This window comes from Archangium violaceum Cb vi76 (assembly GCF_000733295.1).
Classification (GTDB): domain Bacteria; phylum Myxococcota; class Myxococcia; order Myxococcales; family Myxococcaceae; genus Archangium; species Archangium violaceum.
The window spans coordinates 76,299-88,647 of the sequence record NZ_JPMI01000233.1 but is presented as its reverse complement, the minus strand read 5'-3'; the positions used below and the strand labels follow the sequence as shown (position 1 = coordinate 88,647).

Annotated in this window: 8 protein-coding genes and 1 pseudogene; 7 read left to right on the top strand and 2 right to left on the bottom strand. The window is 69.8% G+C overall.

Annotated elements, in window-relative coordinates; all coding sequences use genetic code 11:
• Positions 1–3: 3 nt before the first annotated feature.
• Positions 4–888 carry a LysR family transcriptional regulator gene (locus tag Q664_RS32080; RefSeq protein ID WP_043404104.1) on the bottom strand — a complete coding sequence of 295 codons (885 nt, stop codon included), beginning with the start codon at positions 886–888 and terminating at the stop codon, positions 4–6.
• A 133-nt stretch (positions 889–1,021) separates the two neighbouring features.
• Here Q664_RS32080 and Q664_RS32075 point away from each other — a divergent pair, with 133 nt between their 5' ends.
• The 5 genes from Q664_RS32075 to Q664_RS60210 all read left to right on the top strand — a co-directional run bounded on the left by Q664_RS32075 (position 1,022) and on the right by Q664_RS60210 (position 10,610).
• Positions 1,022–1,657 (top strand): CHRD domain-containing protein, encoded by a 636-nt coding sequence (locus Q664_RS32075; protein ID WP_043404102.1) that lies wholly within the window; start codon positions 1,022–1,024, stop codon positions 1,655–1,657.
• Between the two features lie 1,109 nt (positions 1,658–2,766).
• On the top strand, positions 2,767–3,876 hold the full coding sequence (locus Q664_RS32065) for an S-(hydroxymethyl)glutathione dehydrogenase/class III alcohol dehydrogenase (RefSeq protein WP_043404098.1): 1,110 nt from the start codon (positions 2,767–2,769) through the stop codon (positions 3,874–3,876).
• The gene (fghA, locus tag Q664_RS32060) at positions 3,876–4,727 is read left to right on the top strand and encodes an S-formylglutathione hydrolase (protein ID WP_043404096.1); all 852 of its coding nucleotides are present in this window, start codon (positions 3,876–3,878) and stop codon (positions 4,725–4,727) included. The genes Q664_RS32065 and fghA overlap by 1 nt, the downstream gene beginning before the upstream one ends.
• A 193-nt stretch (positions 4,728–4,920) precedes the next feature.
• Complete coding sequence (locus tag Q664_RS32055; protein ID WP_043404094.1) at positions 4,921–5,964, top strand: polysaccharide lyase family 20 protein; 1,044 nt, start codon at positions 4,921–4,923, stop codon at positions 5,962–5,964.
• 173 nt (positions 5,965–6,137) lie between these two features.
• Positions 6,138–10,610: an AMP-binding protein gene (locus Q664_RS60210; protein ID WP_200883792.1), complete on the top strand. Its 4,473-nt coding sequence runs from the start codon at positions 6,138–6,140 to the stop codon at positions 10,608–10,610.
• On the opposite strand, the gene Q664_RS32045 is transcribed toward Q664_RS60210, so the two are convergent.
• The gene (locus Q664_RS32045; RefSeq protein ID WP_052518928.1) at positions 10,547–10,846 is read right to left on the bottom strand and encodes a hypothetical protein; all 300 of its coding nucleotides are present in this window, start codon (positions 10,844–10,846) and stop codon (positions 10,547–10,549) included. The genes Q664_RS60210 and Q664_RS32045 overlap by 64 nt on opposite strands.
• 476 nt (positions 10,847–11,322) lie before the next feature.
• On the opposite strand from Q664_RS32045, the pseudogene Q664_RS63210 reads away from it, so the two are divergent.
• Together Q664_RS63210 and Q664_RS60205 are read left to right on the top strand one after the other, a co-directional pair.
• Positions 11,323–11,604, top strand: a pseudogene (locus tag Q664_RS63210) (AHH domain-containing protein); the annotation flags it as partial.
• A complete protein-coding gene (locus tag Q664_RS60205) occupies positions 11,594–12,289 on the top strand; it encodes a hypothetical protein (protein ID WP_043404089.1) in 696 nt (231 codons plus the stop codon). The pseudogene Q664_RS63210 and the gene Q664_RS60205, both read left to right, overlap by 11 nt.
• Positions 12,290–12,349: the final 60 nt, after the last annotated feature.

The following is a 12,349-nucleotide window of genomic DNA, read 5'->3' as shown; positions in this document are numbered from 1 at the left end:
CGGTCACAGCGGCTCCAGGAACTGGCGGATGTGCGAGAGCACCAGTTTGATTTTTGGAATCTCGGCGAGCGCCTCGGGGACGCTGATGCGCACCGGGCGCTCCCGCCCCACCAACTCCGGCAGTACGGGCACCAACGGCTCCGCGGAGCCGCCCGGGTCCTCCAGCTCGACGCTGGGCACCAGGCCGATTCCCAGCCCCGCCAGGCAGCAGGAGCGGATCAAATGGATGTCCGGTGTGACGAGCGCCGGGGCGACCGCGAAGGTGGCGCCCCGGAGCGTGGGCCAGGCGTGCGCATCGTCCCCCGGGGCCTCCCAGGAGAAGAGCTCGTGGCCCAGCAGGTCCTGGAGCGAGCCCGGGGTTCCCCGCCGCCGCAGGTACTCCCCGCTGGCGAAGAGCCCCTCCCGCACGCGCATCACCACGTGGGAGAGCCAGGGTCCCCGGGGCATGTCCTCCCCGAAGTGGATGGCCATGTCCACGCCGTCCAGCGGCTCGCCCAGGGGGTTTCCGCTGAAGCGGGCATGGACGCGCAGCAGGGGCCAGGTGCTCCGCAACAACCCGAAGAGCGGCGTGAGCAGATGCGGTGGCAGCCCCACGGGCATCACCACCCGGAGCACCCCCGAGGGCGCCTGGCCCACCTCGCGGATGGACGACAGCAGCGCGCTCGTCTCCTGCATCATGACGCGTCCGCGCCGGGCGAGCACCTCACCGGCTTCCGTCAGGATGATGCCCTGGGCCGTGCTCTTCAGGAGCGGCACGCCGGCCCGTGCCTCGAGCGCCTCGACGCGGCGCCGCAAGGTGGTGCGCGACACGCCCAGGGACTCCGCCGCTGCCAGGAACGAGCCCGTCTGCACGACGTCGAGAAAAGCACGCAACTCTTCCAGATCCATGCTCTTGCCTCGCTGCCTGGGACTCCGGCGCCCGACGCTGTCCAGGGAGTGGCCACCCCCTGTCCGTCTGTGGCCATCGGCCGCGCCTGGAGGGAGCTACGAAGAGAGGCGTCCCTTCCAGGAGGAACACCCCATGCGTACGCCCACCACGGCCCTTGCCTTCGCCCTCGCGCTGTCCACCCTGCCCGCCCACGCCAAGGATCCGGCCCTCGGCGCCACGACGTTCACCGTCTACGAGGCCTTCCTGAGCCCCGCCCAGGAGCCCGGTGAGGAGTCGGAGGTCCCCAAACCGCTGGAGAAGAGCCTCGGCGCCACGGCGCCCTCGACGCTCCGCGAGAACCGGAAGTCCCGGGGGCATGGGCAGCTGCGGTTCGCCCGCGACCTGAGCAAGGCCTATGTCGAAGTCGAGATCCAAGGCGTGAACCCCGCCGACATCGTCATGTTCCACATCCACTGCGGCCCGCCGGGAGTGCTGGGCCCCATCATCGTGGACTTCGGCGAAGCTGGCAGTCCGGCGAAGAAGTTCACCGATGGCAGGTTCTCCGTGGAGCTCACCAACAAGAACGTCGTCTTCGTCAAGGATATGCCGGGCCTGAAACCCTCGCTACCCGAGGGCTGCCCATCCGAACTGGGACTCCCGGGACAGGTCAAGACGCTCTCCGGGCTCGAATACCTGGCGAGAAAGGGAGTGCTCTATTTCAACCTCCATACGAAGGCGCACACCTATTACGGGGAGATGCGCGGCCAGCTCTACCCCGCGAAGGACTGAGCCTCCAGGACAGCCAGGTACGGCACCGCACGAGCCCGCGATGACTCGTGTGGCGCTGAATTCAGCGCGTCGCTCCAGGCCCCCCTGAACGCGCCCACGCGGAGGCGGTCCGGAGTCCCATTCACGGTATGCGCGAGACGGTGGGCCCTCGGGTCCGTGCGCGAGCACGAGCCCTCCCACGGTTCCCCAGGCCACGGCATGTGGCGGGGTCTCCTCTGGGCCCGGGGGACGTCCCACCGCTTCAGGCGGGCGTCTCCACGGCCCCTCCACGCCCGCTGTTCCACCCGGTGTCCTGGGGGTTCCACGGTGCGCGAGGAGTGGCGGAGGGGTGGGAGTGCCCATCAGCGGGCGCTCCACGGTGTCCGACGGCTCGGTGGAGTGCACCCACCTGCCTCGGATGACGCCTCGCAGCCGCGGCGCGCTCACGCTGACTGCCAGACGGAGGGCCTTCACCGGCCGCGAACCGGAGGAGGCCTGCGACCGCGCCAGGTCCCTGGGCGCGGCGACCCGTGTCCGCGCCAGGGCGGACCCGACACCGGGTGTGAGTCCCGTCTTCACCCGCGGGGACTCGAGTCTCCGGACCTGCCTCGGAGGCGGTGCCTCCTGGCCCGGCGGGGACCGGTGAAGCCCGGTGCCCCCTGTGGGCGGAATGTCCGCGCGGCTGACCGCGAGGCCCGCGATGAGCGCTCCCCGGACCCGGGCGGAGCGCTGCGTGGGCTCCGGCTCCCACTCACGCACCGAGGCCTGGTGCGGGAGAGCCGTGCCCTGTCCGGACTTCCCGGCGGTGTCGTGCCGGTGCCGGTCCCACTCCTCCAACCGGAGGGTGAGGGAATCAATGGAATCGTCCAGCTGGCCGCACCCGGAGGCCGACACGGCGAGCAGCAGCGCCACCAGCAGGACACTCGTCCCGCCGGGCCGCTCCACTGCCCTCGTTCTGTCGGCCACGCCGCTCATGCGCCTCGTCCAGTGCGACTTCGATGACCAGCCAATCCCACCATGTGTTACCGCGACTGTCGGGAAGCGCAATTCTTCGGCCGGTGAAGCCACGAGGCCTCTCGCGTGCTAGCTACCGTCCGACTCAACCCGCTACATCCCTGGAGGACACGAGCATGGACATCAAGGCAGCGGTGGCATTCGAACCCGGTAAGCCCCTGCGCATCGAGACGGTGCACCTCGAAGGCCCCAAGGCCGGCGAGGTCCTCATCGAGCTGAAGGCCACCGGCATCTGCCACACGGACGCGTACACGCTCTCCGGCAAGGACCCCGAGGGCCTCTTCCCCAGCATCCTCGGCCACGAGGGCGCGGGCGTGGTGGTGGACGTGGGCCCCGGCGTCACCTCGTTGAAGAAGGGTGACCACGTCATCCCGCTCTACACGCCCGAGTGCCGCCAGTGTAAGTCGTGCCTGTCGCAGAAGACGAACCTCTGTACGGCCATCCGCGCCACGCAGGGCAAGGGCCTCATGCCGGATGGCACCAGCCGCTTCCGGATCGGCAAGGACCCCGTCCACCACTACATGGGCACGTCCACCTTCGCGACCCACACGGTGCTCCCGGAGATCGCCGTGGCGAAGATTCGCGAGGACGCGCCCTTCGAGAAGGTCTGCTACATCGGCTGCGGGGTGACCACGGGCATCGGCGCCGTCATCTACACCGCGAAGGTGGAGGCGGGCGCGCGCGTGGTCGTCTTCGGCCTGGGCGGCATTGGCCTCAACGTGGTGCAGGCCTGCCGCATGGTGGGCGCGGATCAGATCGTCGGCGTGGACCTCAACCCCGCCCGGCGCGAGATGGCCGAGAAGTTCGGCATGACCCACTTCGTCAACCCGAAGGAGGTGGGCGCGGACCTGGTGCCCTACCTCGTCAACCTCACCGGGGGCGGCGCGGACTACAGCTTCGAGTGCATCGGCAACGTGACGACCATGCGGCAGGCGCTCGAGTGCTGCCACCGCGGCTGGGGCGAGAGCATCATCATCGGCGTGGCGGCGGCCGGGCAGGAGATCAGCACCCGGCCCTTCCAGCTCGTCACCGGGCGCGTGTGGAAGGGCAGTGCCTTCGGTGGCGCCCGCGGCCGCACCGACGTGCCCCGCATCGTCGATTGGTACATGGACGGGAAGATTCAAATCGACCCGCTCATCACCCACACGCTGCCGCTGGAGCGCATCAACGAGGGCTTCGACCTGATGCACAAGGGCGAGTCCATCCGCGCCGTGGTGAAGTACTGATGGACACGACCCTCCGGCCGGCCTCCGAGCACCGCTGCTTCGGAGGCACCGTCGCCTTCTACCGCCACGACTCGGCGGTGTGCGGCGGCGAGATGCGCTTCTCCGTCTACGTGCCCCCCCAGGCCCAGACGGGCAAGGTGCCCGTGCTCTACTTCCTCTCGGGCCTCACCTGCACCGAGGAGACCTTCCAGATCAAAGGAGGCGCGCAACGGCTCGCCGCCGAGCTGGGAGTGATGCTCGTGGTCCCCGACACCAGCCCGCGCGACACCGGCATTGCGAACGAGAGCGCCGACTGGGAGGTGGGCACCGCCGCCGGCTTCTATGTGGATGCGACCCAGGCGCCCTGGGCCTCGCGCTTCCGCATGTTCAGCTACGTCACCCAGGAGCTGCCCGGGCTCATCGGGAAGCACTTCCCCGCCCGCATGGACCGCGAGGGCATCTTCGGCCACTCCATGGGAGGACATGGCGCCCTCGTGTGCGCCCTGCGCCAGCCCGGCCGCTACCGCTCCGTATCCGCCTTCGCCCCCATCTGCGCGCCCATGCGCGTGCCCTGGGGACAGAAGGCCTTCCGTACCTACTTCGGGGCCGACTCCGAGGCCTGGAAGCAGTGGGACACCACCGAGCTCATCCGCGCGGCGGGTACGCGTCTCCCCCCACTGCTGGTGGACCAGGGCACGCGCGACAAGTTCCTCGGGGACCAGCTCAAACCCGAGTTCCTCCGCGAAGCCTGCGAGCAGGCGGGGCAGCCCCTGACGCTCCGGTCCCAGGACGGATACGACCACGGCTACTACTTCGTCTCGACCTTCATGGAGGACCACCTGCGGTACCACGCCGCGGCGCTAACCGCCTGAAATCGTGGAGCGCATGAGCCTCCTCGCCGGACGGGCAACCGGCGAGGGGCTCGTGTGTCCCGAAGCAGTACGAGGGGGCCGGGCGGCTCCTGCTCCAAGGAGGCTCCAAGGAGGGCTGACAGGGAAGCACGCCGGGAAGTGGGAAGGCGTTCCGTTTGTCCGTGGGGACCCAAACGGAACGAAAGGACAAAGCTTGAAGCGTTTGCTGAAACTTGCCCCCTTCGCGCTACTGCTGCCTACCCTGGCGACCGCCTCCACCGTGTGGCGGGGAGACTTCGAGACTGGCAATACCTCGCAGTGGGACCGCGAGCAGACCGTCTCCTCGAGCCGCTTGCTGGTGGTCAGCTCGCCCGCGCGAGAGGGCCGCTACGCGCTGAAGACCACCGTCCGTCAGGGCGACAATCCCATCAACGCGAGCGGCAACCGCAACGAGCTGCTCTACCTGGACCGGGAGAAGGCCGGCTCCGAGTTCTTCTACAAGTGGAGCACCCTCTTCCCGAAGAGCTTCCCGCGCTCGCCCAAGTGGCAGATCTTCACCCAGTGGCACCACGATGGGAACGGTGGCTCGCCGCCGCTCGAGTTCTACGTGGTGGATGATCAACTGCGCCTGCGCGTGGGCGGCGCCAACGGGAAGATCATCTGGCGGGCTCCGCTCCAGCGCGAGCAGTGGAACGACTTCGTGTTGCACGTGAAGTGGTCGCCGGATCCCAAGGCGGGCTTCGTCGAGCTGTACCACAACGGCAAGGTGGTCGTGCCGCTGACGAAGATCGCCACGCAGTACTCGGGCCAGCTCAACTACCTGAAGCTCGGCCTGTACCGCGACGCGTCCATCGCCCCCGAGGGTGTGGTCTTCCATGACGGCTTCGTCCAGGCCACGCGCCTGGAGGACGTGATGCCCGCGCCCGTCGTCGCCACCCCGGAGCCCCAGCCCCAGCCCCAGCCGGCCCCGGAGAGCCCGCCGGTGGATGGTTCCTCCGATGAGGGAGATCCTCCGCCCGAGGAGTCGGACCCCATCGCCCAGCAGCCCTCGGACCCCGTCCCGGGAACGGGCGGCCTCGTCCCCGGGGACGCGACGCTGGCCGGCACGGGAGTGCCTCCCGCGAGCTGCGGCGCGTCGTCGACCGGGGGAACGCCCCTGCTCGTCGCCGCCGGGATGGCCCTGGCCGCACTGCTGGGCCGGCGCAAGGCGGCCACCGCGCCCGCCCACGCACGGCGCACGCACTCCCAGCGTCGCTGAGTACCCGGGTGGGGTGACCCTGCCCCACCCGGTGCATCCGGGCTCTCCCCACCGGCATTGAAGCCCGGAGGCGGGCGGATGAAGATCCGTCCGCTGGGGGGAACCCCCTCATGTCCCCCGGCACCGCCGCGTCCCCCACGCGGCGGCTCCCCCCATCCGTGGTGCCGAGAGACATGAAGCCCCAGGCAGTGGTGCGGCGCGAGCCCGGCTCGACCTTTGTGGACATCCTGCGCAGGAGGGCTCTGGAGCAGCCCTCGCGCCGCGTCTTCACGCTCCTGGAAGACGGAGAGACGGAGACCCGGCACCTGGACTTCGCGGGCCTGGATCAACGGGCCCGGGCCATCGCCGCCACGCTCCAGCGCTCGGCCGCGGCCGGCGAGCGCGCCCTGCTCCTCTACCCCTTCGGGCTGGACTACGCCGCCGCCTTCTTCGGGGCGCTGTACGCCGGTGTCGTGGCCGTGCCGGTGTACCCGCCGGACCCCTCGCGCCTGCACCGCACGCTGCCGCGGCTGCGCGCCATCGTCCAGGATGCCCAGGCCACCCTGGTGCTCACCACCCACGCCATCCGCGAGCTGGTGGACGGGCTCACCAGCCACGCACCGGAGCTCGCCTCGCTGCGCTGGGTGGCCACCGACGCGCTGGAGCCGGACAGCGAGCGGACGTGGCGGCCTCCGGAGGTGACGGCCAGTACGCTCGCCTTCATCCAGTACACCTCGGGCTCCACCGCCGTGCCCAAGGGCGTGCGGCTCACCCACGGCAACCTGCTGCACAACTCCGCCATCATCCAGCGGGCCTTCGGTTCCACGGAGGACTCCGTCGGCGTGAGCTGGCTGCCGATGTACCACGACATGGGACTCATCGGCTGCGTGCTGCAACCGGTGTACGCCGGCTTTCCCATCGTCCTGCTGCCGCCCGAGTCCTTCCTGCAGAAACCGGTGCGCTGGTTGCGCGCCATCTCGCGCTACGGCGGCACGCTCAGCGGCGGGCCCAACTTCGCGTTCGACCTGTGCGCGCGCAAGGTGACGCCGGAGCAGCGCGTGGGGCTGGACCTGAGCAGTTGGAGCTACGCCTTCAACGCCGCCGAGCCCGTGCGCGCCGACACGCTGGAGCGCTTCACCCGGACGTTCGCGCCCACCGGCCTGCGCTCGGACGCGCTGCGCCCCCTGTACGGCCTGGCCGAGGCCACGCTCATGGTGACGGGCGGCTTCCAGGGCACACGCCGCACGGTGCGCACGGTGGATGGCGCGGCGCTGGAGTCCTGGTGGGTCGTCGAGCTGCCCGAGGGCACGCCGGGCTCACGGCGCCTGGTGGGCCTGGGCCGCCCGTGGCTGGACGAGCAGGTCCTCATCGTGGACCCCGTCACGCGCACGCGCTGCTCCTCGGACCGCGTGGGGGAGATCTGGGTGTCGGGCCCGAGCGTCGCCCAGGGCTACTGGAACCGCACCGATGAGAGCGAGCACACCTTCGGCGCGATGCGCGCGGACACCGGTGACGGCCCCTGGCTGCGCACCGGAGACCTGGGCTTCCTGCAGGAAGGCGAGCTGTTCTTCGCGGGCCGCATCAAGGACCTCATCATCATCCGGGGCCGGAACCACTACCCGCAGGACCTGGAGCGCACCGTCGAGGAGAGCCACCCCGCGCTGCGTCCCGGCTGTGGCGCCGCCTTCTCCGTCGACTCCGGGCAGGAGGAGCGGCTGGTGGTCGTGCAGGAGGTCCACCGCGACCACGAGGGAGACAGCCCCGAGGACATCACCCACGCCGCGCGCCAGTCCGTGGCCGCGGCGCACGGCATCCACCTGGACACGCTGGTGCTGGTGCGCCACGGCACCATGCCCAAGACGTCCAGCGGCAAGATTCAGCGGAGCGCCTGCAAGCAGGACTACCTCGCGGGCTCGCTGGAAATCCTGCACACGGCCCGGCTCGCGCCGCCCCGCGCCGAGCCCACCGACGCGAGCCCCTCCGCCTTCCTGCGCGAGCAGCTCGCCCGCCTCATCGGCATCGCCCCCGAGGCGTTGGACCCGAGGCGCACCCTGGCGGAGCTCGGGCTGGACTCGATGCGCCAGCTCGAGCTGCAACAGTTGCTGGAGGACCGGTACGGGCTCACGCTCCGGGTGGAGGAGCTGCTGAGCCATCCGCTCGGGCAGTTGCTGGAGGAGCTGGGCACGCGCAAGCCGCGCGCGGAGTCGGGCCCGTTCTCCATCGCCTGGGACGTGGCCCGCGACGCGCCCGCGCTCTGGCGCCACCTGCGCGAGGCCGAGCCCTGGGTGGCCGAGGAGCTGGAGCGGATGAAGCGGGACATCCCCGTGCCGCCCACCAACGGCACGTTCGACACCGAGGGCTTCTTCCGCCCCCAGGGCCACTTCCGCTCCTTCTACCGGCGCGGCCCGGGCGAGAGCGTGCTGGCCATCAAGGGCGCCGAGGTGCGGTGCGAGGATCAGAGCGGCTTCTTCCACCTGCTCCAGCAGCGGCTCTTCGAGCGCTTCGCGAAACACTCGGTGACGAACACGCTGGAGTACTTCCTCATCCAGGAGCGCAAGGTGCCCGGCGCCGTCACGCTGCCCGAGGCGCTCACCGAGGCGCAGCGCGCGGCCGAGCTGCAGGGCCGTTTCCTGGAGGAGTTCCACGAGCCCGGCGGGCTGCCGCTGCCGCTGCTGGTGGTGCGCTGGTCCGAGGAGGTGGTGGCGCGCTTCCGTTCACGGCTGCTGCCGCTGCTGTCGGGCTTCACGCTCACCATCGCCCAGAACGAGCTGCGTGACGGGTTGGCCTGCTACGTCTACTGGTTCCCCAAGGCGCCCTTCCCGCGCGTGAGCCACTTCGCCGGCACCCTGGCCCAGGAGAGCCAGCGCACCGGCTCGGGCGGCTTCTCCAACACGCGCCTCGTCTACGCCACCCTCAAGCACAACCTGGATCCCGAGGCCGTCGTCGACTCGTGGGTGCGGCTCACCGCGCGCATGCTGCTGCTCGGCTACTTCCCCAGCGACATCCAGCACTTCAAGAACGGGCAGTGCATCGAGCCGCAGAACGTGCTCCTCAACGGCACCTTCGCGGACCTGGACTCCGTCATCCCCATGCGCCAGCTCGGGAGCGACCGTGAGTTCTACGCCAGCTTCCTCGCCATGCTGAACCTGCTGGCGCACACCGTCCGCGTCTTCCTCACGGCCGAGAGCAACGGCACCACCACGCTGCCTGGTCCCTTCCCCCAGCAGTTCCAGCGCCCCGACTTCCTGGAGATGCTCTCCGTCATCCACATCTGGGAGCGTCTCAAGGTGCACCTGCGCGAGCAGCGCCAGGGCCTGCGCGGCACGTTGGACCCGAGGCTGGAGGAGCTCGTCTCGTCCCGCCTGTCCTTCCCGGTGCTCTTCGAGAAGGTGCTGTTCTCGCTCTACTACGCCGGGCCCACCCTGCCCGAGAGCGCCGTGCACCTGCTCTCCGTCGCCGATGTCTACAATGACGTGGGCGGCGCCGGGGAGCGCAAGCCCGCGCGCCAGGTGGAGTACAGCGCGAAGCTCTCCGTGGACGCCGCCGCGCTCGCCACCCTGCCCCGGGCCTTCCTGGAGCAGTTGCGGCTCACGCCCCGCGAGTTCATCCGCGACTGTCTCCACGGCGAGGCCTCGCTCGTCAGCGTGTACGAGACGTTCCTCGGCCGCATCGGGCTCATCGTGCTGCCGCTGGAGGACGCGGGACTCTACGTGGACAAGCAGCGCACCGTGGACGCCGTCGTCCGGGGACTCGAGGAGGCCGCCCGCCTGGGCGCCGACACCGTGTCGCTCACGGGCCTGGTGCCCTCGGCCACGGACTACGGACGCGCCCTCGTGGAGGCCACCGCCGGCCGCTCCGGACTGCCCCGGCTCACCACCGGCCATGCCACCACCGCCGCCTGCTTCGTGATGATGGTGGAGCAGGTGCTGCGCGCCGGAGGACGGCGGCTGGAGGACGAGCACGTGGCGCTCCTGGGTGCTGGCTCCATCGGCACCGCCATCCTGCGCCTGCTGCTGCGCACGCTGCCGCACCCGCGCTCCCTCCGGCTGTGTGACGTCCCCGCACGGCGCGAGTACCTGCTGCGACTCACCGAGGAGCTGGTGACGGAGCTGCGCTTCCAGGGGAAGGTGGAGGTGACGTGCATCTCCGGCAACACCGCGCCCGACGAGGTGTACGAGGCCTCCGTCCTGCTCAGCGCCACCAGCGCCGCGAATCTGCTCGACGTGGACAAGCTGCGCCCCGGCACGCTCGTGGTGGATGACTCGGCGCCCCACTGTTTCGATCCGCGCCGCGCCATCCGCCGCTTCCAGGAGCGCCGCGATGTCCTCTTCACCGAGGCCGGCGCCATCCGCAGCCACAGGCCCGTGGGGGAGATCCGGGAGATCACCTTCGCCACCGGCTGGGACCACAAGATTCGCGCCGCGCTCAAGCTGCTGCACCCGCTCGACGACACGCTCATGGGGTGCGTCTTCTCCAGCATCCTCAGCTCCCGCTTCGAGGACGCTCCGTGCCTCGTGGGCACGCCGACTCCGAGAGACCTGGACCTGCACTACCGCAAGCTGCGCGAGCTGCGCTTCGAGGCCGCGCGGCTCTACATCGAGGATTACGTGCTCGATGAAGACCTGGTGGCCATGTTCCGCGCACGCTTCGGCTCGGGCTCACGGTAGGACCTGGAGTGGAGGCCCCTGGCGAATCCAGCGGGGAGGCTCGCGCGGGCCCGGGCCTCGGCCAGCAGCTCCGAGAGGACCTGCTGCCCCATGGGCGTCGCGGCCATCACCCGCTCCTGGAGGCGGAAGAGCAGCGTGGCCACATCCAGCACCAGCGGGTGGAGCCGCTTGCCCAGGAGAATCGAACCGGCACCCACCCCGCACCCCAGCAGGAACGAGGAAAAATCGAGCTTCACTGGAGATACCTCCCAGAGTGGCTCCCCCAGCCTCCACCCGTGACCCTGACCCCTTCTAGGTGGAGCCGCTCGCCCGCCGGTGCAAGGTGTCACGCTCCCCGCCCTCGCGGAGCGGCGAACGGAGCGCCCCTCTCTCGTCCCCTTGCACCCGGGAGAGCCCGTGCGTAGGGGCTCGCATCCTCATCAACAACCCCACACGCTCACGCGGTAGCTTCCGGGCCCCATCACGGAGACAGAGGAATCCCATGTTCGCGAGCCTGCTGGTGCTGCTACTCACGCAGCTTCCCTCCACACCCGACCCAACGCCGGTGGAGTGCCTGTGCGACCCCGAGGCGAGGGTGGTTGAAGCGGCCATGGAGGCCGTGAAGCTCGTGGAGAAGCTCTCCTCGCGGAACAGTGAGGTGGAGAAGGTCATCCGTAAGGGGGATGACATCTTGCAGGATGTGGCCGCGGACTGCTCCGAGCCCATCCAGTGCACCGGGCAGTTGCACCACATCATCTCCCGGCCCATCGCCAAGGCGTTGGCGAAGCACAGGACGCTCAAGGGCCAGTACAAGGCACGCGACAAGCGCTTCGTCAGCCGAGCCGTGGATGAGAAAGCCCACTGCGGCTACCAGCAGTGGCACCGGGATGTGGACAAGGAGGTCGTCGAATGGCTCGAACGCAACGGCACGACGACCGCGAAAGAGTTCGAAGCCTTCCTCCGGGAGATCTACAACCGGCCCGACATGCTGGCGAGGTTCCCCCATGGTTTCTGAGCCAACGGCTTCCCCACGATTCTTCATCCTGGAGAAGGACAAGCTCTGGTCCCGTTACGATGTCGACGTCGACGAGCTCGAGCCCGTCAATCTCGGAGAGGCTGCCCTCTGCCAGCGGTGCGGTGACGCGATCGGGATGCTGCCGTGGTTGCCCCCCTACCGCGTCGAGTTGGTGCTGCACGGTGAGGAACTCGGGGACTTTCTCAAGCCCCCGGGGGATGATCTGCTCATGTCCGAGCGGTTCGCCCGGGCCTTCCAGGAAGAAGGGCTGACGGGACTGGAGGGCTTCCACCCGGTGGAGGTGGTCCGGGTGCGCCGCAAGCGGCGGAGCCCCAAGGCCCTCCACGTTCCCGCGTACCTCGTCGTCAGGACCCGCCCCATCAGTCGCGCGGCCGTGGACATGGCGCGCAGCCGCATCGTCTACGCCGGCGACCCTCCCACGTGCGAGGAATGCCGTGAGGCGACCAAGAACGCCATCCACGGCTACACCCTGGAGCCTGGCACCTGGGGAGGAGAGGACATCTTCCGCCCGCGAGGACTGTCTGGATGCCTGACCGTCTCCGAGCGCTTCGCGCGTTTCGTCGAGCGCCACGGGTTCACCAACATGAAGCTCACCCCCACCGAGCAGCTCGTGTGGGATCCCCTGCGGCGCGGGCCACCGCGCACGAAGCCGGGCACCGCTTGATGAGCCCCGTCTCCTCATTGGCAGGAGGGGCGTCCACTCGTTGACGTCAACGAGTGACCG